The organism is Cryobacterium frigoriphilum, assembly GCF_004403305.1.
GTDB lineage: Bacteria > Actinomycetota > Actinomycetes > Actinomycetales > Microbacteriaceae > Cryobacterium > Cryobacterium frigoriphilum.
This window is the reverse complement of sequence record NZ_SOHE01000002.1, coordinates 15,658-41,061: the sequence shown is the minus strand read 5'-3', so window position 1 is coordinate 41,061 and position 25,404 is coordinate 15,658. Positions and strand designations below refer to the sequence as shown.

Genomic DNA, 25,404 nt, shown 5'->3' with positions numbered 1-25,404 from the left:
CGCTCTTGTATTGATTGCTGGTCATGCGGATATTGCTGTCTGACACGCCGTAAAACACGATGCCAGACACCAAAGATCAATCTTATGGTACGAAGTTGCCTTTTGGCAATTCGGTCCTATAATCCGCCAGAAATCATTATTAGAGCGTCTGAGCGCGTCTCACCTCGGCCGCGACCGGTTCGAAGAGCGGATGCTCCGGCGTGAGCCCGCAGACCTGCTGCACGACCCGCTCGGCCGGCTCGGAGCGCAACAGCCGGTTCAACTCCACACTCTGTTCGTCATCGGGCACGATGAAGCGAAACGCGGCCCCGATCGCGTCGAGCAGGGCAACCGGACGGATACCCTCCTCGGCGATCTCCGCGGCCGGGCCGATGAATCGCTCGGTGCGGCCGAGCTTGCGCAGCGGCTGGCGTCCGACCCGTTCGACCGTGTCCGGAAGCTGTGGGTTGGCGAAGCGGCGCAGAATCTTCTCGCGGTAGGCGCGCTGTTCGGCCTCGTCGAGTCCGTGCTTGGCCACGAGCAGGCCGGAGGTCTCCTCGAGAACGCGGCGGGCGGCATCCGCTACCCGAGCCACCCGCAGGGCATCGTGCAGCGGATGCACCCCCTCGAGAAACCCGAGGTAGGCCACGGTGGCGTGGCCGGTGTTCACCGTGAAGAGTTTGCGTTCGATGTAGGGCCGCAGGTTGTCGACGAAGGTCGCGCCGACGATCGGCGGCGGGGCGCCATGGAAGGCACCCCGCTCGATGACCCACTCGTAGAAGGTCTCGACGGTCACATCGATGCCGCCGCCGGCCGGCTGGGCCGGCACGATTCGGTCGACGGCGGTATTGGCGAAGGCGGCCCGACTGCCGACCGTCGCCCACTCCCCCGGCGGCACCTGGGCCTCGATATACGCGGCGAGCCGGTCGGTCGCGTTGATGGCGTTCTCGCAGGCGATCACGGCGAGCGGGGCGAGGTCGCTCGAGCGCCGCGCGAGGGCGGCGGCGATCACCGGCGCCACGCGCGGCAGGATCGTGGGCCCGACCGCGGTCGTCACCACGTCGGCGCTCGCGATCTCACTGATCAGGGCATCCGCTTCGGTGAGACTGTTGATCGCCCGAAAGTTGTCGACGACGTGCACGGCCGGATTCTCGCCGACCTCGTGCACCCGGTAGACGGGGGCGGCCGCCAGCGCCGCGATGAGGTCTGCGTTCACGTCGGCGAAGACCACCTCGTACCCGGCCTCGTGCAGCAACAGTCCCACGAACCCGCGCCCGATGTTGCCGGCACCGAAGTGAACGGCCCGGCGCTGATCTGACTGCATTATTCGTTGACCTCCTCGAGCAGGGTGAAGATTTCTTCAGAGGATCCGGCCTCGAGCAGGCGCTGCACCTCGCTCTGGTCGGAGAACACCACGGCGATCTTCGACAAGATCTGCAGGTGCTCGTTGTTCAGACCGGCGATGCCGACCGCGAACCGCACCGGTTTGCCGTTCCAGTCGATCGGCTCCGGGTAGCGCACGATCGACAGCGACGAGCGCAGAATCGACTCCTTGGCCTTGTTCGTGCCGTGGGGAATCGCCAGATAGTTGCCCATGTAGGTCGAAACGGATGCTTCACGCTCGAACATCGAGTCGATGTAGTCCGCGCGCACCGCGCCCGAGGCCACCAGCAACGCGCCGGCCTCTCGGATGGCTTCGTCCCGCGAGGTGGCCGTTCCGCGGGCGACGACGTTGGTCGGCTGCAGAATGTTCTGGTTCGAGGCGTTCTGGTTCGAGGCGTTCTGGTTCATTTCGTCACCTCGTCGCGGTGCTCGTCGTGGCCACCCTGCCGGGTCAGCAGGCCGACGACCTCGTCGTAGCGGGGGCTGGCCATGAAGTTCTCGACCGAGAGGTGCATCGATCTCGGTGAGGCCTCGCGGGCGCGGTCGGTGAGGTCCTGGTGCGTGATCACGAGGTCGGCGCTGCCGTCGAGGTTCGCGATGGCCTGATTGGTCACCGTGACGCCCGTAACGCCGGCCTTCTTGATCTTGTTGCGCAGCACCGAGGCGCCCATCGCGCTCGATCCCATACCGGCGTCACAGGCGAACACGATGTTGTGCAGTTCGCGCGCCGGCGGGGCGGTGTGGCCCCCGGCGGGCTGGGCGGTTACGGGCTGGGCGGTGGCGGGCTGGGCGGTGGCGGGCTGGGCGGTCGCGGGCTGGGCAACATCCGCTTGCCCGGCGAGGCCACCGAGAACCGCGCTGGACTTGCCCTTGTAGGCCTCGGTCTGCGCCACGGCCATGCCGAGGTCGCCGGTCTCTCCGGTGGCGAGGTCGCGCTTGCGGCTCGCCCGCAGAATGACCGCGGCGATCAGGAACGAGACCCCGGCGGCGGAGATCACCGAGAGAATCACGCCGACGTAGCTGTCGGGGGCGGTTTGGAACAGCACCGCGAAGATGCTGCCCGGCGAGGCGGGGGCCCGCAGCCCGGTCTGAAAGGCAACGTTGACGGCCACGCCGGTCATGCCGCCGCCGATCGCCGCGAGAATCAGGATCGGCTTCATGAGCACGTAGGGGAAGTAGATCTCGTGAATGCCGCCGAAGAACTGAATGATGATGGCACCGGGGGCACTCGCCCGGGCGATGCCGAGGCCGAAGAACGTGTACGCGAGCAGAATGCCGAGGCCGGGGCCGGGGTTCGCTTCGAGCAGGAACAGCAGTGACTTGCCGCTCTCTTCGACCTGCTGCACCCCGAGCGGGGTCAGCACGCCGTGGTTGATGGCGTTGTTGAGAAAGAGCACCTTGCCTGGCTCGATGAGAATGCTCGCGAGCGGCAGCAGCCCCGCGTTGATGAGCCAGTCGACGCCGGCCTCGAGCAGGGAGCTCAGCCAGGTCACGACAGGCGCGATGCCGAAGAAGGCACCGATGGCCAGCACGGCGCCGAGGATTCCGGCGGAGAAGTTGTCGATGAGCATCTCGAAGCCGGGCTTGACCTTGCCGTCCCAGATGCTGTCGACCTTCATCAGCAGCCAGGCAGCGAGCGGGCCGACGACCATGGCACCGATGAACATCGGGATGGTGCTGCCGACGATCACGCCCATGGTCGCGATCGTCGCGATGACGCCTCCGCGGGTGTTGTAGACCATGCGGCCACCGGTGTTGGCGATCAGCAGCGGCAGCAGGTAGACGATCATGGGGCCGACGAGGCCCGTGTACTGGGAAAAGGTGGAGCCGTCGTCGGCGACACCGACGGTGGTTGCGGCGCCGGCCCAGCCGACCAGGTCGGCGTTGCCGAAGCCGCCGAGGATGCCGTTGGGCGCCCACCCGGTGGGAATGAACAGGGCGGTGATGAGCCCCCACGCGATGAAGGCGGGGATGTTGGGCATGACCATGCCGCTGAGAAAGGTGCCGAAGCGTTGCACGCGCACGCGCGTGCCCGCAGGCTTCGACTGGGGGGCCATCGTCGTCATTGCAGTGTCTCCTTCGGTGTGGGTGAGGCGTAGTAGGTCGCTGTTGCTGCTTCGAGGGCGAGGTCGACGGATGCGTCCCCGTTGCGAATGCTGAAGACCTCGGCGGGCAGCAGTCGGGCACGCACCCCGTATTGGGCGGCGAGGGCGCAGATCTGCTCGTACTGTGGGGCGAGGTGCGGGCCGACAAGCAGCACGTCGATGTTGCCGAGGCTCGCGCCGAGTTCGGACTCGCTTCCGGCCGCGACCTGCGCGGTGAGGCCGCGCGCGGCGAGCGTGACCCGCATTCGCTGGGCGACGAAGGTGCTTGACGCGCCAGCGCCACAGACCACCAGAATCTTCATCGATCGCCCTTCTCGGCACGCACGCGTGGTGCGTTCTGGCCCTGATCCTCGCGGCTGGGGCGCGCCCGTGCCAGCACGGAAATTTCCGCACCCCCGGAAACTGACCCGCCGCATCTGCCGAAAGCGCAGCACAATGTCTGCAGCGACGTGGCTGTATCGAAGTGGCTGCATCGACGTGGCTGCATCGAAGTGGCTGTATCGACGAGACGACGGAGTCTGGCCATGAGCGACAAAGCGACCCGCATGCTGGAGTACCTCGCGCACACCCCGGCCTGGGTCACCGCGGCCGAAATCGCCGACCACCTGGGGGTGACGCCGCGCAGCGTGCGCAGCTACGTCACGCAGGTGAAGACGTTCGCGCATCCGCTCAGCATCATCGAGTCAGGTCCGGCGGGCTATCGCCTGAACCGGCAGGCCTACAGCCGACTGCATGAGGCCGCGACGCCGCATCCGCCCGATGCCCCCACCGCCCGGCTCTACCGGCTGGTGCGCCAGCTCACGGATGCGACCGGCGGCCTCGATGTGTACGAGCTGGCGGCATCCGTCTTCGTGGCAGATTCGACGCTCGAAGCCGACCTCACCCGCCTGCGCGCGCTGCTCGTCGAGTCGGGCCTCACGCTCAGCCGGCACGGCAGCATCGTGACCCTCGAAGGGTCTGAGACAGACCGGCGCCGGCTGCTGAGCCGGATGTTCCGCGAAGAGGGAACCCGCGGGCTGCTCGAGCTGGAGGCGATTCAGGCCGAGTTCGCGGCCGACAGCCTCGGCGCGTTCAAGACCGATCTGCTCGCGATGCTCGACGCGCAGGGCTATTTCGTGAACGAGTTCGGTACGACGGCGCTGCTGTTGCACGTGGCGATCGCCGTCGACCGGGTCAGCCGGCGCCCGGGGCCCGCGGTACCCGTCGCGGGGCGATCGGGCGCCGCAACACCGATGGCCGAGCAGCTCGGGGTGCTGTTGCAGCGCCACTTCCGGGTCACGCTCGACGCACACGACCTCGACTTTCTCGCCCTGCTGCTCGCGACCCGCGTCGTCACGCCCGGGCACGACCAGCCGGCCGGCATCGTTGCGGCGAACTACGTGCGGCCGGGCGACCTCGCGGTCGTGCGGCGCATCGTGGCGCAGGCGAGTGCCGAGTATCTCGTCGACCTCGAGGATGAGGGCTTCATCGTGCGGTTGACGCTGCACGTGCGCAACCTCATCGACCGAGCCCAGCACCGCTCATACTCGCGAAATCCCCTGACCAGGTCGATCAAGACCGCGTATCCGATGACCTACGAGCTGGCGGTGTACATCGCCAGCGCGCTCCAGGCGCAGGAGCACATCACCATCACCGACGACGAGATCGCCTACATCGCCATGCACGTCGGCGCCCACCTCGAGCTGCAGGGCCGCCGCGAAGAACTCGTGACGTGCATCATCGTGTGCCCGAACTACTACGACGTGCACCTGCTGCTGCAGGAGCGCATCGAACGACTGCTCGGCACCGACCTCGAGGTCGTGACCGTCGTGACGCGCAGCGACGTCGAGTGGTCGGCGCTGCACGCCGATCTCGTGCTGACGACCATCGATCCGCAGCTGCACGGCGACGGGGTCATCGTGATCCAACCGTTTCTCACGGCCGCCGATGTCGACCGCATCCGTCTGGCCGCGAGCCGGGTGCGTCGCCTGCGCCGACGCGCGCAGATCACCGGGGACCTGCTGAAGTTCTTCGACGAGGGCTTGTTTCTGCGCAATTTCTATCCGCGCGGCGAACTTGCCATGATTCGGGCCCTTGGCGAGCGGATGCAGCGCCTCGGCCTCATCGATCAGGCTTACGTCGACGGCGCGATCGACCGTGAGCGGATGTCGTCAACCGCCTTCACCGACCACCTCGCCGTTCCGCACGCGATGGCAATGACGGCGAGGCAGACCAGTATTGCCATCGTCATCAACGACGCCGCGATGGACTGGGGCGAAACCCGCGTCAACGTGGTCGCGTTCATCGCCTTCAGCGCCGCGGGGCGGTCATCGTTTCAGGCGGTCTTCGACCAGTTCGTGGAGGTCTTCGCCGACCGGGCCGACGTGCAGCGCCTCATCAAACGCTCGGTCGACTTCGAGGCCTTCATCGGCGAACTCGCCCACCTCATGGACCAGTAGCCGGCCCGCGATGTCGGTTGTCGAGCTTGTCGAGACACCCTCGGCATCCGCTGCCACGGAGCGTGGACGGTAACCGTGTTACGGGATCGGGACCGGCGTGATGCCGAACTGGGCGAGGCCGGCGGCGCCGCCGTCTTCGGCGGTCAGCACCCAGATGCCGTCCTTGTGCACGGCGATGCTGTGCTCCCAGTGGGCGGCGGCGAGGCCGTCGCTCGTGGCAACGGTCCAGTCGTCGTCTTTCGTGTACGTTTCGATGTCGCCCATGACGACCATCGGCTCGATCGCCACGACCAGGCCCGGCTTCACGTCGGGGCCCTTCGGTCGTACGCGGTAGTTGAACACCGGCGGAGCCTCGTGCATGCTGCGGCCGATGCCGTGACCGACGTAGTCCGTGAGAATTCCGTACGTGCCCTGAGACTCGACGTAGTCCTCGATGGCGTCGCCGACCTCGTTGAGGTGACGCGCAGTGGCGAGGCGGGCAATGCCGTGCCAGAGCGACTGCTCGGTCACGTGCGAGAGCAGTTCCCGTTCGGCGACGATCTCGGGCCGGTTCGGGTCGGGAATCACGAAGGTGAATGCGGCGTCGCCGTTCCAGCCCTCGATGATCGCTCCGCTGTCGATCGACACGATGTCGCCGGCCGCGAGTACCCGGCCGGTCGGAATTCCGTGCACGACCTCATCGTTGACCGAGGCGCACACGGTGTGGTGGTAGCCGGTCTCGAGCTTGAAGTTGGGTTTGCCGCCGAGGGCCACAATTGCGGCCTCGGCGGCGGCATCCAGATCCAGTGTCGTTGCCCCCACTACCATTGCCGCCCTGGCCGCGGCGAGTGATGCCGCCGTGGCCAGACCGGGCGCCACCATGAGGCGCAACTGGGCAGGGTTTTTGTAAATCGAGCGACGAAGGCTCATATTAAAGGGTTCCCACAAACTAACTATCTCGATGCGATTGGCTCGGTTGGAGCCAAGTAATTCAGAACAACAGGTGCTATTTGCTGGCGACCGGCGGGCGCAGTCCGCGCTCGGCCAATGCGTCAAGGATGCGCCCGGTCACCGTCGCGACGGCGCCGAGACCGTCAACGGTGACGACGAGGCCCCGCGCGCTGTACACGTCGATGAGCGGAGCGGTCTGCTCTTCGTAGACGGCCAGGCGGTGACGAATCACGTCGGCCGTGTCGTCGGCGCGACCCTGCTCGGCGGCACGCTTGAGCAGTCGGCTGACGACCTCGTCGGTGTCGGCCACGATGAGCACGACCACGTCGAGCGCGGTACCGGATGCCTGCAGCAGGCGGTCGAGTTCGGCAACCTGATCCGTGGTGCGCGGGTAGCCGTCGAGCAGAAAGCCGGGGGCGGCATCCGCTTCCTGCAGACGATCTTCGACGATCGCGTTGGTCAGGGAGTCGGGAACGTACTCGCCGGCATCCATGAACGCTTTGGCCTGGAGGCCGAGCGGCGTTTCGTTCTTCACGTTGTAGCGAAAGATATCGCCCGTGGAGATGGCTGGAATGCCAAAGGCCTCGGCAAGCTCGGTGGCCTGGGTGCCTTTGCCCGCGCCAGGCGGGCCGATCAGGAGAAGTCGCGTCATCGGAGAAGTCCCTCGTAGTGTCGTTGCTGCAGCTGTGAGTCGATCTGTTTGACTGTCTCCAGTCCAACACCGACCACGATCAGGATACTGGCTCCGCCGAAGGGGAAGTTCTGGTCGGCGCCGATGACGCTGAAGGCGAGCAGCGGGATGAGCGCGATGAGGCCGAGGTAGATCGATCCGGGCAGCGTGATGCGCGTCAGCACGTAGTCGAGGTATTCAGCCGTCGGGCGGCCGGCACGGATGCCGGGGATGAATCCGCCGTACTTCTTCATGTTGTCGGCGACCTCTTCGGGGTTGAAGGTGATCGCAACGTAGAAGTACGTGAAGCCGATGATCAGCAGGAAGTACATCAGCATGTACAGCGGGTTGTCGCCCGAAGTGAGGTTGTTGGTGACCCAGGTGACCCAGGCGGCGGGCTCCTGGCCGGCGGCGGGCTGGTTGAACTGGGCGATCAGGGCCGGCAGGTAGAGCAGCGACGAGGCGAAGATCACGGGGATCACGCCGGCCATGTTGACCTTGATCGGGATGTACGTATTGTTGCCGCCGTACGTGCGGCGGCCGACCATCCGCTTGGCGTACTGCACAGGAACGCGGCGCTGCGATTGTTCAACGAAGACGACCGCCATGACCACGAGCAATCCGACCGCGACCACGATCAGCAGCACGTCGATTCCCTGCTGCTGGCCGATGGACATCAGCGAGCCGGGGAAGAGTGCGGCGATCGAGGTGAAGATGAGCAGCGACATGCCGTTGCCGATGCCGCGCTCGGTGACGAGCTCGCCCATCCACATGATGACGCCGGTGCCGGCGGTCATGGTGATGACCATGAGCATGATGGCGTACCAGGCATCGTTGGTGATCAGGGCCGAGCATTCGGCGCTGGCGGATGTTCCGAACAGCGCGCCGCTTCTGGCCACCGTGATCAGCGTGGTCGACTGCAGCAGGCCGAGGGCGATCGTCAGGTAGCGCGTGTACTGGGTCAGTGTGCTCTGACCCGACGCACCCTCCTTGTAGAGGGTGTCGAAGTGGGGGATGACAACCCGCAGCAGCTGCACGATGATCGAGGCCGTGATGTACGGCATGATTCCGAGTGCAAAGACCGAGAGTTGCAGGAGCGCGCCACCACTGAAGAGGTTGACGAGCTCATAGAGGCCGCTGGCCCCCTGGTTAGCCGCGAGACAGGCCTGCACGTTGCCGAAGTCCACGAATGGGGCGGGAATGAACGAGCCCAGACGGAACAGAGCAATGATGCCCAGGGTGAAGCCGATCTTCTTGCGAAGGTCAGGCGTGCGGAATATCCGCGCTATGGCGCTAAACAACAAAGGCCTCCAGTTATTAACGTGAATCGAGCTTGCCGAGTCCACACCAACGATTTACTCGAAAGGTGGTCTCGACAAGCTCGACCAGCGTCTAGGACTTACTTGACAGAGCCACCTGCGGCGACGATCTTCTGCTCAGCTGAGCTCGAGACCTTATCGACTGCAACAGTCAGCTTAACCGTAATGTCACCGTTACCGAGAACCTTGACCTTTTCGTTGTCGCGAACCGCACCCTTGGCAACGAGATCGGCGATGGTGACATCGCCGCCGTTGGGGTACAACTCGGCCAAACGGTCAATGTTCACGACCTGGTACTCAACGCGGAACGGGTTCTTGAATCCGCGCAGTTTCGGGGTGCGCATGTGCAGAGGCATCTGCCCACCCTCGAAGCCGACGCGCACTGTGTAGCGCGCCTTCGTACCCTTGGTTCCACGACCCGCGGTCTTACCCTTGGATCCTTCACCACGGCCCACGCGCATGCGCGACTTCTTGGCACCGGGAGCGGGGCGAAGGTGGTGTACCTTCAGGACCTGCTCGCGGGCCTCGGCCGGCGCAGCCTTGGCCTTGGCCGGAGCCTTAGCCGCAGTGGACTTGGCGGCCTTGGGGGCTGCCTTCTTGGCGGGCGTAGCTGTTGTTACAGCTTCCTTTTCGTCAGCCATTAGTCAATCTCCTCGACCTTGACGAGGTGAGCGACGGTGTTGACGTAGCCACGGTTCTGCGAGTTGTCCTCGCGGATCGTGACGGCGCCAATGCGTCGGAGACCCAGGCTGCGAAGCGTGTCGCGCTGGTTCTGCTTCTCACTAATTTTGGACTTGATCTGCGTGATCCTCAACTGAGCCATCAGGCACCTGCCTTTGCGGTTGCTGCAGCAGCTGCCGCAGCGGCATCGGCACGCAGAAAACGGGCCGGAGCCACGTCTTCGTACGCGAGGCCACGACGAGCAGCAACCGCACGCGGCTCTTCGAGCTGGTGCAGTGCTTCGACCGTGGCGTGCACGATGTTGATGGTGTTCGAGGAACCGAGCGACTTGCTCAGCACATCGTGGATACCGGCGCACTCGAGTACGGCGCGCACGGGGCCACCGGCGATAACGCCGGTACCTGCAGCGGCCGGACGCAGCAGCACAACGCCGGCTGCGGCCTCACCCTGTACGGGGTGCGGGATGGTCAGGCCAACGCGGGGAACGCGGAAGAAGTTCTTCTTCGCTTCCTCGACGCCCTTGGAGATAGCCGTGGGCACCTCGCGGGCCTTGCCGTAGCCAACGCCGACCAGTCCGTTGCCGTCTCCGACAACAACCAGTGCGGTGAAGCTGAAGCGACGACCACCCTTGACGACCTTGGACACCCGGTTGATGGTGACGACGCGCTCCAGGAACTGGCTCTTGTCGGCATCGCGGCTTCCGCGGTCCTTGTTGGGGTTGCGCTCACGTCCACCACGACGAGCCTCGCGGGGCTCGCTCTGCGGCGGGGTCGTGGATGCAGCAGTCTCAACCGGTGCCTCAGCAACGGCAGCGACGGGCGCTGTGGTTTCGATCTTGTCAGTGCTCACAGGTTCAATCCACCCTCTCGAGCTCCATCGGCGATGGCTGCGACGCGTCCTGCGTACTTGCTGCCACCACGGTCAAATACAACGGCTTCGATTCCGGCTGCTTTCGCACGCTCGGCGACGAGCTCACCGACCTTGCGGGCCTTGGCGGTCTTGTCACCGTCGAACGTGCGCATGTCAGCTTCGAGCGTGGATGCCGACGCAAGGGTGAAGCCCTTGCTGTCGTCGACAACCTGCACGAATACGTGACGGGCCGAACGGGTGACGACCAGGCGCGGACGAAGCGCGGTGCCCTCGATCTTCTTGCGAAGACGAGTGTGACGACGTCCGCGGGCAGCGGTCTTGCTCTTACCTCTAGTTCCGAGACCCATGGTTACTTACCACTCTTTCCGGCCTTGCGGCGAACAATCTCGCCGGCGTAACGCACACCCTTGCCCTTGTAGGGCTCAGGCTTGCGAATCTTACGGATGTTGGCGGCGACCTCGCCGACGGCCTGCTTGTCGATGCCGCTGACCGTGAGCTTGTTGACGCTCTCCACGGTCAAAACGATTCCAACGGGCGGCTCAACGACGACCGGGTGCGAGAAGCCAAGGGCGAACTCAACGGAGGTGCCCTTCTGCGCCGCGCGGTAACCGGTACCGACGATTTCGAGACCCTTGGAGTAACCGACGGTCACTCCGATGATCTGGTTGTTGATCAGCGTGCGGGTCAGTCCGTGCAGCGAACGCGAAACGCGCTCGTCATTGGGACGGGAGACCAGTACGTGACCGTCTTCGACCTTGACCTCGATCGGGTTCGCAACGACGAGCGCGAGCTCGCCCTTGGGACCCTTGACCGAAACGGCCTGGCCGTCAGCGACGACCGTGACCCCGGCGGGGATCAGGATGGGCAGTCTTCCAATACGTGACATTGCGGGTTACCACACGTAGGCGAGAACTTCTCCGCCTACGCCCTTCTTCTCTGCCTGGCGGTCGGTGAGCAGACCGCTGGAGGTGGACAGGATGGCTACGCCGAGGCCGCCGAGAACCGTGGGGATCTCTGTGGACTTGGCGTACACGCGCAGGCCGGGCTTGGAAACCCGCTTGATGCCCTTGATGGAACGCTCACGGTTCGGACCGAACTTCAGGTCGAGCGTGAGGGTCTTGCCAACGGTTGCATCCTTGACGTCCCAAGCGGAAATGTATCCCTGGGCCTTGAGGATGTCTGCGATGTGCGCTTTCAATTTGCTATGCGGCATGGACACGGTGTCGTGGTATGCCGAGTTCGCGTTGCGCAGTCTGGTCAGCATGTCTGCGACCGGATCTGTCATTGTCATTTGTGGTGCCTTTCTCGCCTGGTTTCGCGCACCCGTTACAAGGATGGCGACCTGTGGTGGTGAGGGGGCCGGTCGGTTGACCGGCCCCCGGGGTGAAAAACGTGCGGGTTAAGCAGTTCCCGAAGGAACTACCGCCCAAAGAACCAAGACTACTTGGTGTTTTCGGCCGTCTTGAACGGGAAACCGAGCGCCTTGAGCAGCGCGCGACCCTCTTCGTTGTTCTTGGCGGTCGTCACAACGGTGATGTCCATGCCGCGAACGCGGTCGATGCGGTCTTGGTCGATTTCGTGGAACATGACCTGCTCGGTCAGACCGAAGGTGTAGTTGCCCGCACCATCGAACTGCTTGTCCGAGAGGCCGCGGAAGTCGCGGATACGCGGAAGAGCAAGGCTCAGCAAGCGGTCAAGGAACTCCCACATGCGGTCGCCACGCAGGGTGACGTGCGCGCCAATGGGCTGGCCCTCACGCAGTTTGAACTGCGCGATGGACTTGCGTGCCTTGGTGACCTGCGGCTTCTGGCCGGTGATCTTGGTGAGGTCGGAAACCGCACCATCCATGACCTTGCCATCGCGAGCCGCTTCTCCGACACCCATGTTGACGACAATCTTCGTCAGGGTCGGGATGCGGTGCACGTTGGTGAAGCCGAGTTCCTCGGACAGTTTCGCGGACAGTTCGTCGCGGTACTTCTGCTTCAGGCGCGGCAGGGCTTTGACGGGCGCAGTGCCCGTAACAACTGCAGTGTCAGTCATCAGATGTCCTTCCCTGACTTCTTGGCGTAACGGATGCGGACCGTCTTCGTGACGCCGTCCTTCGTTACCTCTTCCTGGCGGAAGCCAACGCGAGTCGGCTTCTTGGTCTCCGGGTCGACGATCGCAACGTTGGACACGTGGATGGCGGCTTCGAAGGTCTCGATGCCACCCGTCTTCGTGCCGCGCTGGGTCTGACCAACACGTACGTGCTTGGTCACGAAGTTGATGCCCTCAACGAGCACGCGGTTCTTCTCGACGTCAACAGAGATGATCTTGCCCTGCTTGCCCCGGTCGCCTCCGCGAGCCTGGGTACGGCCGGTGATGACCTCTACGAGGTCACCCTTCTTGATACGGGCTGCCATGACTAAATAACCTCCGGTGCCAGCGAGATGATCTTCATGAACTTCTTGTCGCGAAGTTCGCGACCGACCGGTCCGAAGATTCGGGTGCCGCGGGGGTCACCGTCAGCCTTCAAGATCACTGCTGCGTTCTCATCGAACTTGATGTACGAACCGTCTGGACGACGGGTCTCCTTCTTGGTGCGAACGATGACAGCTTTGACGATGTCACCCTTCTTGACGTTGCCGCCCGGGATGGCGTCCTTGACCGTGGCGACAATGACGTCGCCCAGTCCGGCGTAACGACGGCCGGAGCCACCGAGAACGCGGATGGTCAGGAGTTCCTTGGCACCGGTGTTGTCGGCAACTTTGACTCGTGATTCCTGCTGAAGCATTTTCTAACTCCTTATGTCAAGTAAGCGCGAGGCTTACTTGGCCTTCTCGAGAATCTCGACCAGGCGAAAGCGCTTGGTGGCGCTCAGCGGGCGAGTTTCACTGATCAGGACCGAGTCACCGACGCCGGCAGAGTTTGCCTCGTCGTGAACCTTCAGCTTGGACGTACGGCGGATGACCTTGCCGTACAGGGGGTGCTTTACGCGGTCTTCGACCTCGACAATGATGGTTTTGTCCATCTTGTTTCCGGTGACGATGCCGCGCAGGGTCTTGCGGTAGCCGCGGACGAGAGCCTCGGCCGGGGCTTCAACGGACTTTCCGTCAGTCTTCGCCATGACTAGGCCTCCTTCGTGGGGGTAGCCTCGGCTGCCGCGTCATCCGTGCTGGATTCCTCGGCGGCCTTGGCCTTTTTGGTCTTCTTCTCGGTCTTCTTGTCGGCCTGGGCCGGAGCCTCGACTGCAACGGGAGTGGCACGAATGCCCAGCTCACGTTCACGGAGAACCGTGTAGATACGAGCGATGTCGCGCTTGACGGCGCGCAGGCGGCCGTGGCTCTCGAGCTGACCGGTGGCCGACTGGAAGCGCAGGTTGAACAGCTCTTCCTTGGCCTTCTTCAGCTCATCGAACAGACGCCCGTTGTCAAAAGTATCGAGCTCGACTGAGGCGAGCTCCTTGGATCCGATCGCCATTATGCGTCGCCCTCCTCGCGCTTGATGATGCGTGCCTTGAGCGGCAGTTTGTGAATGGCACGAGTGAGTGCCTCTTTGGCGACGGCTTCGGTGACACCGCTGAGCTCGAACAGAACGCGTCCGGGCTTGACGTTGGCGACCCACCACTCGGGCGAACCCTTACCGGAACCCATGCGGGTTTCGGCGGGCTTCTTCGTCAGCGGGCGGTCGGGGTAGATGTTGATCCACACCTTTCCACCACGCTTGATGTGACGCGTCATCGCGATACGAGCGGACTCGATCTGACGGTTGGTCACATAGGCGGAGGTGAGGGCCTGCAGGCCATACTCACCGAACGACACCGTGGTACCACCGGTTGCGTGGCCGGAACGGCCCGGGTGGTGCTGCTTGCGGTGCTTGACTCTACGCGGAATCAACATTATTTAGCCTCAACTCCTGCTGCGACCGGGGCCGCTGCCGGAGCATCTGCACGAGGTGCACGGCGCGGTCGATCGTCACGACGCTCGGGGCGGGACGACTTAGCGTTGGCCTGCTCGCGAGCGAGTTCCTTGTTGGTGATGTCGCCCTTGTAGATCCAGACCTTCACGCCGATGCGGCCGAAGGTGGTCTTGGCCTCGTAGAAGCCGTAGTCGATGTTCGCGCGCAGCGTGTGCAGCGGCACACGACCTTCGCGGTAGAACTCGCTGCGGCTCATCTCGGCGCCACCCAGACGACCGGAAACCTGGATGCGAACACCCTTGGCTCCGGCGCGCTGAGCGCCCTGCAGGCCCTTACGCATCGCGCGGCGGAAAGCCACACGAGCGGAGAGCTGCTCGGCAATGCCCTGGGCAACCAGCTGGGCATCCTGCTCGGGGTTTTTGACCTCGAGGATGTTCAGCTGGATCTGCTTGGCGGTGAGCTTTTCGAGGTCAGAGCGGATGCGCTCGGCCTCGGCGCCGCGGCGACCGATCACAATGCCCGGACGGGCGGTGTGAATGTCAACGCGAACGCGGTCACGGGTGCGCTCGATTTCGATCCGGCTGACGCCGGCGCGGTCGAGGCTCGTGCTGAGCAGGCGACGGATCTTGACGTCTTCGGCGACAAAGTCGGCGTAACGCTGTCCCGGCTTCGTTGAGTCAGAGAACCAACGCGACACGTGGTCGGTCGTGATTCCCAGACGGAAGCCATACGGGTTTACTTTCTGACCCATTACTTCGTCCCCTCCTCAGGAGTGGTGAGCACAACCGTGATGTGGCTGGTGCGCTTCTTGATTTCGAATGCGCGGCCCTGGGCACGAGCCTGGAAACGCTTGAGGGTCGTACCCTCATCAACGAATGCGCGGCTGATGTACAGGTCCTGCTCGTCCAGGTACGTGTTGGCGGCATCCGCCTTGACCCGGGCGTTGGCGATGGCCGAGGCCACCAGCTTGTACACCGGATCGGACGCGCCCTGGGGCGCGAACTTGAGAATACCCAGCGCTTCCTGCGCCTGCTTGCCGCGGATCATGTCAACGACGCGACGGGCCTTCTGGGGGGTAACGCGGATGTGACGCACGCGTGCGATCGACTCCACCATTTCTTCTCCTCCTTACGTCACCGCGTTAGCGGCGACGACCCTTCTTGTCATCCTTCACGTGTCCACGGAAGGTGCGGGTGGGAGCAAACTCGCCGAGTTTGTGCCCAACCATGCTCTCGGTGACGAACACCGGGATGTGCTTGCGACCGTCGTGCACTGCGATGGTGTGTCCGAGCATGTCGGGGATGATCATCGAGCGGCGCGACCAGGTCTTGATTACGTTCTTGCTCTTGGCTTCGTTCGCCGCGAACACCTTGCGAAGCAGGTGGTCGTCAACGAAAGGGCCTTTCTTAAGACTTCTTGGCATCGTCTACTCCTACTTACGCTTCTTGCCGACGGTACGGCGACGAACGATGAGCTTGTCGCTTTCCTTGTTCGGGTGGCGGGTGCGCCCTTCCTTCTGGCCCCACGGGCTGACGGGGTGACGTCCACCGGACGTCTTACCCTCACCACCACCGTGCGGGTGGTCCACCGGGTTCATGGCTACACCACGAACGGTCGGGCGAACGCCTTTCCAGCGCATACGGCCGGCCTTGCCCCAGTTGATGTTCGACTGCTCGGCGTTGCCGACCTCGCCGATCGTTGCGCGGCAGCGAGCATCCACGTTGCGGATTTCGCCGGAGGGCAGACGCAGCTGGGCGTAGACACCTTCCTTCGCGACGAGGCGAACCGACGAACCGGCGGAGCGGGCCATCTTGGCGCCACCACCCGGACGCAGCTCGATCGCGTGAATGATGGTACCGGTGGGGATGTTCTTCAACGGCAGGTTGTTGCCGGGCTTGATGTCAGCCCCGGCGCCCGACTCGATGATGTCGCCCTGTGCCAGCTTGTTCGGCGCGATGATGTAACGCTTCGTGCCGTCAATGAAGTGCAGGAGCGCGATGCGCGCCGTGCGGTTAGGGTCGTACTCGATTTCGGCAACGCGAGCGTTGACGCCATCCTTGTCGTTGCGCTTGAAGTCGATCACGCGGTACTGGCGCTTGTGGCCACCACCGATGTGACGAGTCGTGATGCGCCCCTGGTTGTTACGTCCACCGGTCTTGGAGAGCGGCCGAAGCAGCGACTTTTCCGGGGTCGAACGGGTGATTTCCGCGAAGTCGGCAACGGAGGAACCGCGACGACCCGGGGTCGTGGGCTTGTACTTACGAATAGCCATTAGTTATCCCTTTGTCCGGTCGTTCTAGCCGACGGCCGTGAAGATGTCGATGGACCCGGACTTGAGCGTGACGATGGCACGCTTGGTGTCCTTGCGCTTGCCCATACCGAACTTGGTACGACGAGTCTTGCCCACGCGGTTCAGGGTGTTGATCGAAGCGACCTCTACCTTGAAGATCTTTTCAATCGCGAGCTTGATCTCGGTCTTGTTGGAACGAGGGTCAACGATGAAGGTGTACTTGCCCTGATCGATCAGGCTGTAGCTCTTCTCGGAGACAACCGGGGCGATGATGACATCGCGGGGGTCCTTGTTGACAGCGGTAGCCATTATGCGGACACCTCTTCCTTCTTGGTCTTGCTCGCCACGAACGCTTCGAAAGCGCCCTTGGTGAAGACGATGTCGTCAGAGACGAGCACGTCGTAGGCGTTGAGCTGGTCCCACGAGAGGATGTGCACGGCGGGCAGGTTGCGAATGCTTCGCAGCGTGAGCTCGTCGGTACGCTCCAGAACAACCAACACGTGCTTGCTGGAGGCGATCTGCGTGAGCAGGGCCATAGCCGTCTTCGTGTGGGGGATCTCGCCGGTGAAGAGCGCCTCAACGATGTGCAGGCGACCGCCGCGTGCGCGGTCGGACAGTGCACCCTTGAGGGCTGCGGCGATCATCTTTTTCGGGGTGCGCTGGTCGTAGCTGCGCGGCGTCGGGCCGTGCACGATGCCACCACCGGTCATGTGAGGAGCACGGATCGAGCCCTGACGAGCGCGACCGGTTCCTTTCTGCTTGAACGGCTTGCGGCCGGCACCGGAAACTTCTCCACGGCGCTTGACCTTGGAGGTTCCCTGGCGAGCGGCAGCGAGCTGCGCAACAACGACCTGGTGAATCAGCGGAATGTTGGTCTGTACGTCGAAGAGGTCCGCGGGAAGCTCAGCAGAGCCGGCCTTCGCGCCCTTCGCGTCCAGAATGTCGAGTGCGGTAGTCATGATAACTACGCTCCCTTCACTGCGTTGCGAACGAATACGAGACGGCCCTTGGCACCGGGAACGGCACCCTTGACCAGCAGGAGGCCCTTGTCGGCATCAATCGCGTGAACCTTGAGGTTCAGCACGGTGACGCGCTCGCCACCCATACGACCGGCCATGCGCATGCCCTTGAAGACACGGCTCGGGGTCGAGGAAGCACCGATGGAACCGGGCTTGCGGTGGTTACGGTGTGAACCGTGCGAGCTGGAGACACCCTTGAAGTTGTGACGCTTCATGACACCGGCGAAGCCCTTACCCTTGCTGGTTCCCATGACGTCGACCTTGGTACCGGCAGCGAACACACCGTCAACGGTGAGTTCCTGGCCCAGGGTGTAGTCAGCGGAGTCAGCGGTACGGAGCTCGGTGACGTGGCGGCGCGGCGTGACGCCGGCCTTCTCGAAGTGACCGGCAGCGGGCTTGTTGACCTTACGGGGGTCAATAGCGCCAGCGGCGATCTGAACACCGGTATAGCCGTCAACGGCCTTGGTGCGCAGCTGCGTCACAACGTTCGGGGAGATTTCGATGACGGTGACGGGAACAAGCTTGTTGTTCTCATCCCACACCTGGGTCATGCCGAGCTTCTTGCCCAACAGGCCTTTAGTGGTCTTGGTATCTGCGTAAGACATCGCGGGCCCTAGAGCTTGATCTCGATGTTGACGTCGGCCGGAAGGTCGAGACGCATAAGCGAGTCCACAGCCTTCGGGGTCGGGTCAATGATGTCGATCAGACGCTTGTGGGTGCGCATTTCAAAGTGCTCCCGGCTGTCCTTGTACTTGTGCGGAGAACGGATAACACACACCACGTTCTTCTCGGTCGGAAGCGGCACCGGGCCAACAACCGTAGCGCCCGCACGGGTCACTGTGTCGACGATCTTGCGCGCCGAAATGTCGATGACCTCGTGGTCATACGACTTAAGTCGAATGCGGATCTTCTGTCCCGCCATGTCGAACTCTCTCTCTGTCTGGGCGTCTTACATCCCGGGGGTTGCATTGGACGCCGTAGTAGCACTGCTGCTGTCGCACCACTGTTCTTATGTCAATTTCCGTTGCGCCATATGGATGGCGGTCCGGATCAACGTCGACTCCCAGAGCAGAACCCGGGGAAATCCTCGGTGCGTCCACACGTGGACGAGCCGAATCATTCAGATAGTTGATTTGTGCGTGTCCTGCTCCCCGCGGCCTAACCTGCACCTTCGAGAGGGCGGCTATGCACTGCCTGGCAGTGATTTCGAAACATGCGTAACGCACGCCGAAAATGTTGAACTAGACGATTCTGCCACAGGTCTACCCCTTTGTGCAACCCGGGCGTGTCGCGTTCGGCGTGTCGGGTCTCCCCCACGTTCGCCGGGGCGTCTCAGCCCGCCATTTCGGCGATGCGTGGTCTTATTTCACCAGCCACGGATGCCCCGGTTCGAGCCCCAACATCAGCAGTCGGGCACGCAGGCGATGCTGACTCATCCCGGTGCCGAAGTCCCATCGAGTGAACGCCCGCACCTGCCGGCGAACCCCGTCTTCGCGTTGCTTCTCGGCATAGTGCACCTCCTGCGGCGTGCGCCCCCGCATCAGGGCCGGGTCGGTGTATTTGCCCTTGCCGTCGGCCTCTCCGACGGCATCCGCTTGGGGCCAGAAGAAGTCGGTGAAGACGTCAGCTCCGTCGACGACGAAATGGTGCTGCAGTTCGGGGCGGGGGAACCCGCTGAGGGCCATGTTCACCCGGCTGCCGGACTCGAGCAACGACTCGGACTGGGTCACGGCGAAGTCGATGATCGCCCGCGCCCGCACCGAACCGCGGAAGGGGAGCATCCGCTGCCAGACGTCGATCAGTTCATCTTTCGTCGCCAGCGGCGGATGCCCCGCGCGGTCTGCGTGCAAAACCTGGTCGACGACGGCGACCGCCGACTTGAGGTCAAGCACAGCGGCGAGGTCGACGGCGGTGCGGGCCGCGCTCGTCACGAGGACACTTCCGCGCATTGTGATGTCCCGGGCATCGATGCCGATTGCATGGCGCCGCACACCGGGAGCAGAACGACCACCGGCGGCACGCTCAACGACGAAGTGGACCTCGTCCGGCCACGGGCCGAAGAGCGACAGTCCCCACAGCGCGGCGGCCGACTCGTGCGACAGCGGCGGCGGCGCGGTTCGGGCTAGTGCAACGCCAATCACCCGGGCCGCATACTGCTCATTCTCGGTGAAACCGTTCCACCGGGTCGTGTTGCAGTACGTGCCGCGACCCACGCGGAACAACTCACCTTTCTGGGCGATCCGCCGGAGGCGTAGATCGGTTCCTAGGGCTCCATGGATGTCGGCAGCGAGGATGAGGCTCTGGGTTAGGAGTTCGGTGTCCAGTGGGCGCATGCCGTCAGTTTGCATGACTGAGCTCGCCCGCGTCGGTGCACCGGGAAATCTGGGGACAACTTGATGTTCGCGGGGCCTATGGAGGGATGGCAATGAGCGTATTCGCTCGCTTGCGCACCTGCGGAACTTGGCGCAACTAACGCGCAGCGGCGCAAGTACCGCGCAGCGATGCCTGGCAAGACACGCCGAGGCGAAGCGCGCCGGCTACGCCGCTACGCCGTAGGCACGCCTACAGCGTTACGGCGCAACTACCGCGCAACGCCGCACACAGACACTCACTGCCCGGCGCGACTACCGCGCAGCGGCGCGACTACCGCGCAGCGGCGCAAGTACCGCGTAGCGGCGCAAGTACCGCGCAGCGACGCCCGGCAAGACACGCCGAGGCGAAACGCGCCAGCTACGCCGCTACGCCGTAGGCACGCCTGCAGCGATACGGCGCAACTACCGCTGGGGGCGCAAGTCCCGCGCAGCGGCGCAACAGCCGCGCACGGCGGCGGCAGGCGGGCGGCGGGCGGCGTCGGCTAGCCGACGACCATGGCGGTGGGCTGGGACTTGCGAGCAACCGGGCCATAGTTGGGCTTCGTGCCGGTGACGGTCACGGTCAGGGTGGCGCCGACATCCGCTGCCCGGATCGTGTAACTCGACGCCGTCGCTCCCGTGATCGCGGTGCCGGAGCGCGTCCACTGGTACAGCAGGGTGACCGGAGCGGGAGCCCAGGCGCCCGTGGCAGCGGTCACGACCTGGCCGACCTTCGCTGTGCCGGCGATCGTCGGGGTCGGCGTGGCAGTGAGGGTTCCCTTCACCGCCGCGGTGCCGATGGATGTCTTCGCCACCGTCGCGTAACCCGGCTTCGTTCCCGTCACGGTCACCGTGAGGCGCTTGCCGAGGTCAGCCGTGACGGCAACGTAACTGGGCGCGGTCGCACCGGCAATCTTCACACCCGCGGCGCTCCACTGGAAGGCGAGCGACACCGGAGACGGAGCCCAGGCACCCGCACTCGCGGTGAGAGTGCGGCCGAGAGTCGCGGAGCCCGAGACCGTGGGCACCGGCGTCGCGGTCAAGGCGGCGGGGGTAGTCGAGGTCGGATACCTGGCGAAGTTCTGCACCGAGTAGGCCGTGCCGCCCGGCGCGACGTAGAAGCCGATGCCGATGTCAGTCGCGGCCGACATGATGTTGGTGCGGTGACCGGGCGAGTTCAGCCACGCGTTCACAACGGTCGCCGCGGAGTATCCGCCGGCGATGTTCTCGGATGCCAGCGACCAGCCGGCCGGAATCTGAGCCGCGTAATTCGGGTTGTGGGCAAAACCGTCGGTGGCCATTTTCTGTGCCCAGGCCTGTGCCACGGCATCGATGGCCGTGTTGCGTTTCAGCGCCGGCAGGCCTGCGGCCGCACGCGCGATGTTCGTGTCGACCAGAATCCGGTCGATGTCGCTGGGTGCGGCGATGGCCGGCGCGGCGAGTGAGCCGAGCGTGAGGCTCGCCGACAACGCCGTGGTCAACACGGCGACCCCGATCCAGCGAACGGCCCTCGAACCTCGGGTGACGATCAGCATGAGTTCCCCCTTGATCAATGCGTGGCGTGCACGTTACCCCCCGAATAGGTGTATTACCTGTGGATACCCTACCCGCGCAGAACCGCGCGAGAGCGGGTGAATCGTCGGTATGGCTCGTCCGGAACGGCGATTCACCCGCTTTCGCGGGACCGGGAGGGGACCGGGAGAGGACGGGGAGAGGACGGGGAGGGGAGGGTCGGGACGGGGAGGGACGGGGATGGTCGGGACGGGGAGGGTCGGGACGGGGAGGGTCGGGACGGGGACAGGGAGGGGAGGTGCCGGGCGCGAAAAAACGGGCCAGCCCCGAAGGGCCGACCCGTTTTACGTGAAGCAGTGAAGCGGTGAAGCAGTGAAGCAGTGAAGCGGTGTTACTTGATGATCTTCGTCACGGTTCCGGCGCCGACGGTGCGGCCACCTTCACGAATAGCGAAGCCGAGGCCCTCTTCCATGGCGATCGGCTGAATCAGCGCGACGGTCAGGTCGGTGGTGTCGCCGGGCATGACCATCTCGGTGCCCTCGGGCAGCGTGATGACGCCGGTGACGTCGGTGGTGCGGAAGTAGAACTGCGGGCGGTAGTTCGCGTAGAACGGGTTGTGACGGCCACCCTCGTTCTTGCTGAGGATGTACGCGGTGCCCTCGAAGTCGGTGTGCGGCGTAACCGAACCCGGCTTGACGACAACCTGGCCGCGCTCAACGTCTTCGCGCTTGGTGCCACGAAGAAGAAGTCCACAGTTCTCGCCGGCCCACGCCTCGTCGAGTTGCTTGTGGAACATTTCGATTCCGGTGACCGTGGTCTTCTGCGTCGGGCGGATGCCGACGATCTCGACCTCGGAGTTGATCTTGAGCGTTCCACGCTCGGCGCGGCCCGTAACAACGGTGCCACGGCCGGTGATCGTGAAGACGTCCTCGATCGGCATCAAGAACGGCTTGTCCTTGTCGCGGATGGGGTCGGGAATGAACGTGTCAACAGCCTTCATCAGCGTGAGGATGTTGTCGGTCCATGCCGGGTCGCCCTCGAGTGCCTTGAGTGCGGAGACCGGGATCACGGGGGCGTTGTCGCCATCGAAGCCCTGGCTGGAGAGGAGTTCACGAACTTCGAGCTCAACGAGCTCCATGATCTCTTCGTCGTCAACCATGTCAGCCTTGTTCAGCGCGACGAGCAGGGTCGGAACGCCGACCTGCTTGGCGAGAAGAACGTGCTCACGGGTCTGAGCCATCGGGCCGTCAGTAGCGGCAACCACGAGGATCGCGCCGTCCATCTGAGCTGCACCGGTGATCATGTTCTTGATGTAGTCAGCGTGGCCCGGAGCATCGACGTGCGCGTAGTGGCGAATGTCGGTCTCGTACTCAACATGCGAGATGTTGATCGTGATGCCGCGCTGGCGCTCTTCGGGAGCCGAGTCAATCGACGCGAAGTCGCGCTGAACATTGATCTTGGACGGGAACTTATCGGCGAGGACCTTGGAGATCGCTGCAGTCAGCGTGGTCTTTCCGTGGTCAACGTGACCGATGGTTCCGATGTTTACGTGCGGCTTTGTCCGCTCGAACTTGGCCTTGGCCACTGTGGGTCCTCCTCAGGACTCGCGTGCAAATACACGACCGCTTTTTGTGAAGCAATCGGGGATGCGCTGGATGTGTCTACTAATGGTACCCGGGCCGGGAGGCCCAGGCGATTCGGCCCGAAGGCCAACCCTAAAGGCTATTCGCCCTTGTTCTTGTTGATGATCTCGTCGGCAACAGCGCGCGGGACCTCGGCATAGCTCTCGAAGGTCATCGAGTACACCGCACGGCCCGAGGTCTTGGACCTCAGGTCGCCGATGTATCCGAACATCTCCGACAGGGGGACGTGTGCGCGAATTACCTTCACGCCCTGAGCGTCCTCCATGGTCTGGATCTGACCGCGCCGCGAGTTGAGGTCTCCGATTACGTCACCCATGTATTCCTCAGGGGTGCGAACTTCGACGCTCATGAGCGGCTCGAGCAGAACGGGGTTTGCCTTACGAACGGCTTCCTTGAAGCCCATCGAACCGGCAATCTTGAACGCCATCTCCGAGGAGTCAACGTCGTGTGCAGCACCGTCGAGCAGGCTGGCCCGAACGCCGACCATCGGGTAACCGGCAAGGACACCCACGTGCAGGGCGTCCTGGATACCAGCATCCACGGAAGGAATGTACTCACGCGGGATACGTCCACCGGTGACCTTGTTCAGAAACTCGTACGTCTTGTCGGCAGTGATTTCCATCGGCTCGATCGCGATCTGAATCTTCGCGAACTGGCCGGATCCACCGGTCTGCTTCTTGTGCGTGTAGTCGTGACGCTCGACGGCCTTGCGGATCGTCTCGCGGTACGCGACCTGGGGCTTGCCGACGTTGGCCTCAACGTTGAATTCACGCTTCATGCGGTCGACGAGGATGTCCAGGTGAAGTTCACCCATTCCCTTGATTACCGTCTGGCCAGTTTCCTGGTTCTGCTCGGTACGGAAGGTGGGGTCTTCTTCGGCCAGCTTCTGGATCGCGAGACCCAGTTTTTCCTGGTCCTGCTTGGTCTTGGGCTCGATGGCCACCTCGATGACCGGGTCAGGGAACGTCATCGACTCGAGTACGACCTGGTTGTTCGGGTCGCACAGGGTGTCGCCGGTGGTGGTGTCCTTGAGGCCGATGACCGCGTAGATGTGACCGGCGGTAACGAAACCGACCGGGTTCTCTTTGTTGGCGTGCATCTGGAAGATCTTGCCGATGCGCTCTTTCTTACCCTTGGTCGAGTTGATGACCTGGGCTCCGGAGTCGAGGCGGCCGGAGTACACGCGAACGTAGGTCAGACGACCGAAGAACGGGTGAACGGCAACCTTGAACGCGAGGGCCGTGAACGGCTCCGACGCGTCGGGGTGACGCATGATGACCTTTTCTTCGTCACGAACGTCGTGCGCCTCAATGGCGGCCACGTCGAGCGGAGTCGGAAGGTAGTCAACGACAGCGTCAAGCATCGGCTGAACGCCACGGTTCTTGAACGCGGAACCGCAGAGCACCGGGTAGATCTCGCTGTTGATGGTGAGCTTGCGGATGGCGCCCTTGATCTCGGCAACCGTCAGCTCTTCACCGGCGAAGTAACGCTCCATGAGGTCATCGTCGGTCTCGGCGACGGTCTCGAGCAGCAGCTTGCGGTATTCCGCAGCCTTCTCGACGAGGTCGGCGGGGATCTCTTCGATGGCGTACTTGGAGCCCATCTCGACGTCACCCTTGGAGTCGCCACGCCAGGTCAGCGCGCGCATCTGAACGAGGTCAACGACACCCTCGAAGTCAGACTCGGCACCGATCGGCAGCTGGATGACCAGCGGCTTGGCGCCGAGGCGCTTGATGATCGTGTCTACGGTGAAGTAGAAGTCGGCGCCGAGCTTGTCCATCTTGTTGACGAAGCAAATGCGGGGCACGTCGTACTTGTCGGCCTGGCGCCAGACGGTTTCGGACTGGGGCTCAACGCCCTCCTTGCCGTCGAACACGGCAACCGCGCCGTCGAGCACGCGGAGCGAACGCTCCACCTCGACGGTGAAGTCCACGTGGCCGGGGGTGTCGATGATGTTGATCTGGTTGTTGTCCCAGAAACAGGTCGTCGCGGCGGAGGTGATCGTGATGCCACGTTCCTGCTCCTGCGCCATCCAGTCCATCGTCGAGGCGCCGTCGTGCGTTTCACCGATCTTGTGATTGACACCCGTGTAGAACAGGATGCGCTCAGTCGTGGTGGTCTTGCCGGCATCAATGTGAGCCATGATGCCGATATTGCGGACCTTACTCAGGTCGGTGAGCACGTCAAGTGCCACGGGGGTCCTCCAACAAATAGGGGTGGGTCATACGGTGCAGGTTCAATGATTGCATCCCAAGCTGACCGGGCCTGACGAGCGTAAACTCGTCGGGCGCGGTCAGCGTGGTCCGTGCAAAGCGGA

32 protein-coding genes are annotated in these 25,404 nt (G+C 63.7%); 1 reads left to right on the top strand and 31 read right to left on the bottom strand.

Features of this window, described 5'->3' with window-relative positions; genetic code table 11:
* Nucleotides 1-139: 139 nt before the first annotated feature.
* Genes E3T55_RS00295 through E3T55_RS00280 form a run of 4 tightly spaced genes read right to left on the bottom strand, consistent with a single transcriptional unit; the run spans nucleotide 140 to nucleotide 3,769 of the window.
* A complete protein-coding gene (locus E3T55_RS00295) occupies nucleotides 140-1,303 on the bottom strand; it encodes a mannitol-1-phosphate 5-dehydrogenase (protein WP_134517591.1) in 1,164 nt (387 codons plus the stop codon).
* Complete coding sequence (locus tag E3T55_RS00290; RefSeq protein ID WP_134517590.1) at nucleotides 1,303-1,770, bottom strand: PTS mannitol transporter subunit IIA; 468 nt, start codon at nucleotides 1,768-1,770, stop codon at nucleotides 1,303-1,305. The genes E3T55_RS00295 and E3T55_RS00290 overlap by 1 nt, the downstream gene beginning before the upstream one ends.
* Nucleotides 1,767-3,428, bottom strand: coding sequence for a PTS mannitol transporter subunit IIBC (locus E3T55_RS00285; protein ID WP_134517589.1), 1,662 nt, complete (start codon nucleotides 3,426-3,428; stop codon nucleotides 1,767-1,769). The genes E3T55_RS00290 and E3T55_RS00285 overlap by 4 nt, the downstream gene beginning before the upstream one ends.
* Entirely contained in the window at nucleotides 3,425-3,769 is a 345-nt protein-coding gene (locus E3T55_RS00280; protein ID WP_134517588.1) for a PTS sugar transporter subunit IIB, read from the bottom strand. The genes E3T55_RS00285 and E3T55_RS00280 overlap by 4 nt, the downstream gene beginning before the upstream one ends.
* A 222-nt stretch (nucleotides 3,770-3,991) precedes the next feature.
* On the opposite strand from E3T55_RS00280, the gene E3T55_RS00275 reads away from it, so the two are divergent.
* Nucleotides 3,992-5,905 carry a BglG family transcription antiterminator gene (locus E3T55_RS00275; RefSeq protein WP_174775402.1) on the top strand — a complete coding sequence of 638 codons (1,914 nt, stop codon included), beginning with the start codon at nucleotides 3,992-3,994 and terminating at the stop codon, nucleotides 5,903-5,905.
* 78 nt (nucleotides 5,906-5,983) lie between these two features.
* On the opposite strand, the gene map is transcribed toward E3T55_RS00275, so the two are convergent.
* The 27 genes from map to fusA all read right to left on the bottom strand — a co-directional run bounded on the left by map (nucleotide 5,984) and on the right by fusA (nucleotide 25,281).
* The gene (gene map / locus E3T55_RS00270) at nucleotides 5,984-6,814 is read right to left on the bottom strand and encodes a type I methionyl aminopeptidase (RefSeq protein WP_134517587.1); all 831 of its coding nucleotides are present in this window, start codon (nucleotides 6,812-6,814) and stop codon (nucleotides 5,984-5,986) included.
* 76 nt (nucleotides 6,815-6,890) lie between these two features.
* Nucleotides 6,891-7,487 carry an adenylate kinase gene (locus E3T55_RS00265; protein WP_134517586.1) on the bottom strand — a complete coding sequence of 199 codons (597 nt, stop codon included), beginning with the start codon at nucleotides 7,485-7,487 and terminating at the stop codon, nucleotides 6,891-6,893.
* Nucleotides 7,484-8,806 carry a preprotein translocase subunit SecY gene (gene secY / locus E3T55_RS00260; protein ID WP_134517585.1) on the bottom strand — a complete coding sequence of 441 codons (1,323 nt, stop codon included), beginning with the start codon at nucleotides 8,804-8,806 and terminating at the stop codon, nucleotides 7,484-7,486. Before secY ends, E3T55_RS00265 begins: the two co-directional genes overlap by 4 nt.
* A 98-nt stretch (nucleotides 8,807-8,904) precedes the next feature.
* The gene (gene rplO / locus E3T55_RS00255; protein ID WP_134517584.1) at nucleotides 8,905-9,465 is read right to left on the bottom strand and encodes a 50S ribosomal protein L15; all 561 of its coding nucleotides are present in this window, start codon (nucleotides 9,463-9,465) and stop codon (nucleotides 8,905-8,907) included.
* Nucleotides 9,465-9,647 (bottom strand): 50S ribosomal protein L30, encoded by a 183-nt coding sequence (gene rpmD, locus E3T55_RS00250; protein ID WP_174775401.1) that lies wholly within the window; start codon nucleotides 9,645-9,647, stop codon nucleotides 9,465-9,467. The genes rplO and rpmD overlap by 1 nt, the downstream gene beginning before the upstream one ends.
* Nucleotides 9,647-10,354: a 30S ribosomal protein S5 gene (gene rpsE / locus E3T55_RS00245; RefSeq protein ID WP_420897953.1), complete on the bottom strand. Its 708-nt coding sequence runs from the start codon at nucleotides 10,352-10,354 to the stop codon at nucleotides 9,647-9,649. The genes rpmD and rpsE overlap by 1 nt, the downstream gene beginning before the upstream one ends.
* A complete protein-coding gene (rplR, locus tag E3T55_RS00240; RefSeq protein WP_134517583.1) occupies nucleotides 10,351-10,722 on the bottom strand; it encodes a 50S ribosomal protein L18 in 372 nt (123 codons plus the stop codon). Before rplR ends, rpsE begins: the two co-directional genes overlap by 4 nt.
* A 2-nt stretch (nucleotides 10,723-10,724) precedes the next feature.
* On the bottom strand, nucleotides 10,725-11,261 hold the full coding sequence (gene rplF / locus E3T55_RS00235) for a 50S ribosomal protein L6 (protein WP_134517582.1): 537 nt from the start codon (nucleotides 11,259-11,261) through the stop codon (nucleotides 10,725-10,727).
* Nucleotides 11,262-11,267: 6 nt separating this feature from the next.
* On the bottom strand, nucleotides 11,268-11,666 hold the full coding sequence (rpsH, locus tag E3T55_RS00230) for a 30S ribosomal protein S8 (RefSeq protein ID WP_119971172.1): 399 nt from the start codon (nucleotides 11,664-11,666) through the stop codon (nucleotides 11,268-11,270).
* Nucleotides 11,667-11,815: 149 nt separating this feature from the next.
* Complete coding sequence (gene rplE / locus E3T55_RS00225; RefSeq protein WP_134517581.1) at nucleotides 11,816-12,415, bottom strand: 50S ribosomal protein L5; 600 nt, start codon at nucleotides 12,413-12,415, stop codon at nucleotides 11,816-11,818.
* On the bottom strand, nucleotides 12,415-12,777 hold the full coding sequence (rplX, locus tag E3T55_RS00220; RefSeq protein WP_134517580.1) for a 50S ribosomal protein L24: 363 nt from the start codon (nucleotides 12,775-12,777) through the stop codon (nucleotides 12,415-12,417). Before rplX ends, rplE begins: the two co-directional genes overlap by 1 nt.
* A gap of 2 nt (nucleotides 12,778-12,779) precedes the next feature.
* On the bottom strand, nucleotides 12,780-13,148 hold the full coding sequence (gene rplN / locus E3T55_RS00215; protein ID WP_035834620.1) for a 50S ribosomal protein L14: 369 nt from the start codon (nucleotides 13,146-13,148) through the stop codon (nucleotides 12,780-12,782).
* A gap of 33 nt (nucleotides 13,149-13,181) precedes the next feature.
* Nucleotides 13,182-13,481, bottom strand: coding sequence for a 30S ribosomal protein S17 (gene rpsQ, locus E3T55_RS00210; protein ID WP_134517579.1), 300 nt, complete (start codon nucleotides 13,479-13,481; stop codon nucleotides 13,182-13,184).
* Between the two features lie 2 nt (nucleotides 13,482-13,483).
* Nucleotides 13,484-13,834, bottom strand: coding sequence for a 50S ribosomal protein L29 (rpmC, locus tag E3T55_RS21000; RefSeq protein WP_134517578.1), 351 nt, complete (start codon nucleotides 13,832-13,834; stop codon nucleotides 13,484-13,486).
* Nucleotides 13,834-14,253, bottom strand: coding sequence for a 50S ribosomal protein L16 (gene rplP / locus E3T55_RS00200; RefSeq protein ID WP_134517577.1), 420 nt, complete (start codon nucleotides 14,251-14,253; stop codon nucleotides 13,834-13,836). The genes rpmC and rplP overlap by 1 nt, the downstream gene beginning before the upstream one ends.
* The gene (gene rpsC, locus E3T55_RS00195) at nucleotides 14,253-15,023 is read right to left on the bottom strand and encodes a 30S ribosomal protein S3 (RefSeq protein ID WP_092107240.1); all 771 of its coding nucleotides are present in this window, start codon (nucleotides 15,021-15,023) and stop codon (nucleotides 14,253-14,255) included. The genes rplP and rpsC overlap by 1 nt, the downstream gene beginning before the upstream one ends.
* Entirely contained in the window at nucleotides 15,023-15,388 is a 366-nt protein-coding gene (rplV, locus tag E3T55_RS00190) for a 50S ribosomal protein L22 (protein WP_119971185.1), read from the bottom strand. The genes rpsC and rplV overlap by 1 nt, the downstream gene beginning before the upstream one ends.
* 25 nt (nucleotides 15,389-15,413) lie before the next feature.
* The gene (rpsS, locus tag E3T55_RS00185) at nucleotides 15,414-15,695 is read right to left on the bottom strand and encodes a 30S ribosomal protein S19 (protein WP_092107237.1); all 282 of its coding nucleotides are present in this window, start codon (nucleotides 15,693-15,695) and stop codon (nucleotides 15,414-15,416) included.
* Between the two features lie 9 nt (nucleotides 15,696-15,704).
* Nucleotides 15,705-16,544, bottom strand: a complete 840-nt coding sequence (rplB, locus tag E3T55_RS00180; RefSeq protein ID WP_134517576.1) for a 50S ribosomal protein L2 — start codon at nucleotides 16,542-16,544, stop codon at nucleotides 15,705-15,707.
* A 24-nt stretch (nucleotides 16,545-16,568) separates the two neighbouring features.
* Nucleotides 16,569-16,871: a 50S ribosomal protein L23 gene (rplW, locus tag E3T55_RS00175; protein WP_119971190.1), complete on the bottom strand. Its 303-nt coding sequence runs from the start codon at nucleotides 16,869-16,871 to the stop codon at nucleotides 16,569-16,571.
* Nucleotides 16,871-17,521, bottom strand: a complete 651-nt coding sequence (gene rplD, locus E3T55_RS00170; RefSeq protein WP_134517575.1) for a 50S ribosomal protein L4 — start codon at nucleotides 17,519-17,521, stop codon at nucleotides 16,871-16,873. The genes rplW and rplD overlap by 1 nt, the downstream gene beginning before the upstream one ends.
* 5 nt (nucleotides 17,522-17,526) lie before the next feature.
* Nucleotides 17,527-18,186 carry a 50S ribosomal protein L3 gene (gene rplC, locus E3T55_RS00165; protein ID WP_134517574.1) on the bottom strand — a complete coding sequence of 220 codons (660 nt, stop codon included), beginning with the start codon at nucleotides 18,184-18,186 and terminating at the stop codon, nucleotides 17,527-17,529.
* 8 nt (nucleotides 18,187-18,194) lie between these two features.
* Nucleotides 18,195-18,503 (bottom strand): 30S ribosomal protein S10, encoded by a 309-nt coding sequence (gene rpsJ, locus E3T55_RS00160; protein ID WP_035834607.1) that lies wholly within the window; start codon nucleotides 18,501-18,503, stop codon nucleotides 18,195-18,197.
* 439 nt (nucleotides 18,504-18,942) lie between these two features.
* The gene (locus E3T55_RS00155) at nucleotides 18,943-19,914 is read right to left on the bottom strand and encodes a type IV toxin-antitoxin system AbiEi family antitoxin domain-containing protein (RefSeq protein WP_134517573.1); all 972 of its coding nucleotides are present in this window, start codon (nucleotides 19,912-19,914) and stop codon (nucleotides 18,943-18,945) included.
* A gap of 521 nt (nucleotides 19,915-20,435) precedes the next feature.
* A complete protein-coding gene (locus E3T55_RS20110; RefSeq protein WP_166791627.1) occupies nucleotides 20,436-21,467 on the bottom strand; it encodes a CAP domain-containing protein in 1,032 nt (343 codons plus the stop codon).
* Between the two features lie 368 nt (nucleotides 21,468-21,835).
* The gene (gene tuf / locus E3T55_RS00135) at nucleotides 21,836-23,029 is read right to left on the bottom strand and encodes an elongation factor Tu (protein WP_134517571.1); all 1,194 of its coding nucleotides are present in this window, start codon (nucleotides 23,027-23,029) and stop codon (nucleotides 21,836-21,838) included.
* Between the two features lie 137 nt (nucleotides 23,030-23,166).
* Entirely contained in the window at nucleotides 23,167-25,281 is a 2,115-nt protein-coding gene (gene fusA / locus E3T55_RS00130; protein WP_134517570.1) for an elongation factor G, read from the bottom strand.
* Nucleotides 25,282-25,404 lie beyond the last annotated feature (123 nt).

Excerpts from the sequence above, each read along its gene's own strand:
- rpsQ (WP_134517579.1), bottom strand. The coding sequence starts at position 13,481 with ATGGCGAAGACTGACGGAAAGTCCGTTGAAGCCCCGGCCGAGGCTCTC.
- E3T55_RS00295 (WP_134517591.1), bottom strand. The coding sequence starts at position 1,303 with ATGCAGTCAGATCAGCGCCGGGCCGTTCACTTCGGTGCCGGCAACATC.
- rplV (WP_119971185.1), bottom strand. The coding sequence starts at position 15,388 with ATGGTGGAGTCGATCGCACGCGTGCGTCACATCCGCGTTACCCCCCAG.
- rpmD (WP_174775401.1), bottom strand. The coding sequence starts at position 9,647 with ATGGCTCAGTTGAGGATCACGCAGATCAAGTCCAAAATTAGTGAGAAG.
- rplC (WP_134517574.1), bottom strand. The coding sequence starts at position 18,186 with ATGTCTTACGCAGATACCAAGACCACTAAAGGCCTGTTGGGCAAGAAG.
- E3T55_RS00280 (WP_134517588.1), bottom strand. The coding sequence starts at position 3,769 with ATGAAGATTCTGGTGGTCTGTGGCGCTGGCGCGTCAAGCACCTTCGTC.
- rpsH (WP_119971172.1), bottom strand. The coding sequence starts at position 11,666 with ATGACAATGACAGATCCGGTCGCAGACATGCTGACCAGACTGCGCAAC.
- E3T55_RS00265 (WP_134517586.1), bottom strand. The coding sequence starts at position 7,487 with ATGACGCGACTTCTCCTGATCGGCCCGCCTGGCGCGGGCAAAGGCACC.
- rpsS (WP_092107237.1), bottom strand. The coding sequence starts at position 15,695 with ATGCCAAGAAGTCTTAAGAAAGGCCCTTTCGTTGACGACCACCTGCTT.
- rplW (WP_119971190.1), bottom strand. The coding sequence starts at position 16,871 with ATGGCTACCGCTGTCAACAAGGACCCCCGCGATGTCATCATCGCCCCG.
- E3T55_RS20110 (WP_166791627.1), bottom strand. The coding sequence starts at position 21,467 with ATGCTGATCGTCACCCGAGGTTCGAGGGCCGTTCGCTGGATCGGGGTC.
- rplF (WP_134517582.1), bottom strand. The coding sequence starts at position 11,261 with ATGTCACGTATTGGAAGACTGCCCATCCTGATCCCCGCCGGGGTCACG.
- E3T55_RS00290 (WP_134517590.1), bottom strand. The coding sequence starts at position 1,770 with ATGAACCAGAACGCCTCGAACCAGAACGCCTCGAACCAGAACATTCTG.
- rplX (WP_134517580.1), bottom strand. The coding sequence starts at position 12,777 with ATGGCAGCCCGTATCAAGAAGGGTGACCTCGTAGAGGTCATCACCGGC.
- rpsC (WP_092107240.1), bottom strand. The coding sequence starts at position 15,023 with ATGGGTCAGAAAGTAAACCCGTATGGCTTCCGTCTGGGAATCACGACC.
- E3T55_RS00285 (WP_134517589.1), bottom strand. The coding sequence starts at position 3,428 with ATGACGACGATGGCCCCCCAGTCGAAGCCTGCGGGCACGCGCGTGCGC.
- rplD (WP_134517575.1), bottom strand. The coding sequence starts at position 17,521 with ATGACTACCGCACTCGACATTCTGGACGCGAAGGGCGCGAAGGCCGGC.
- map (WP_134517587.1), bottom strand. The coding sequence starts at position 6,814 with ATGAGCCTTCGTCGCTCGATTTACAAAAACCCTGCCCAGTTGCGCCTC.
- rplB (WP_134517576.1), bottom strand. The coding sequence starts at position 16,544 with ATGGCTATTCGTAAGTACAAGCCCACGACCCCGGGTCGTCGCGGTTCC.
- rplR (WP_134517583.1), bottom strand. The coding sequence starts at position 10,722 with ATGGGTCTCGGAACTAGAGGTAAGAGCAAGACCGCTGCCCGCGGACGT.
- rplE (WP_134517581.1), bottom strand. The coding sequence starts at position 12,415 with ATGACTGACACTGCAGTTGTTACGGGCACTGCGCCCGTCAAAGCCCTG.
- rplO (WP_134517584.1), bottom strand. The coding sequence starts at position 9,465 with ATGGCTGACGAAAAGGAAGCTGTAACAACAGCTACGCCCGCCAAGAAG.
- E3T55_RS00275 (WP_174775402.1), top strand. The coding sequence starts at position 3,992 with ATGAGCGACAAAGCGACCCGCATGCTGGAGTACCTCGCGCACACCCCG.
- rpsJ (WP_035834607.1), bottom strand. The coding sequence starts at position 18,503 with ATGGCGGGACAGAAGATCCGCATTCGACTTAAGTCGTATGACCACGAG.
- rpmC (WP_134517578.1), bottom strand. The coding sequence starts at position 13,834 with ATGGCGATCGGATCCAAGGAGCTCGCCTCAGTCGAGCTCGATACTTTT.
- E3T55_RS00155 (WP_134517573.1), bottom strand. The coding sequence starts at position 19,914 with ATGCGCCCACTGGACACCGAACTCCTAACCCAGAGCCTCATCCTCGCT.
- rplN (WP_035834620.1), bottom strand. The coding sequence starts at position 13,148 with ATGCTTCAGCAGGAATCACGAGTCAAAGTTGCCGACAACACCGGTGCC.
- rplP (WP_134517577.1), bottom strand. The coding sequence starts at position 14,253 with ATGTTGATTCCGCGTAGAGTCAAGCACCGCAAGCAGCACCACCCGGGC.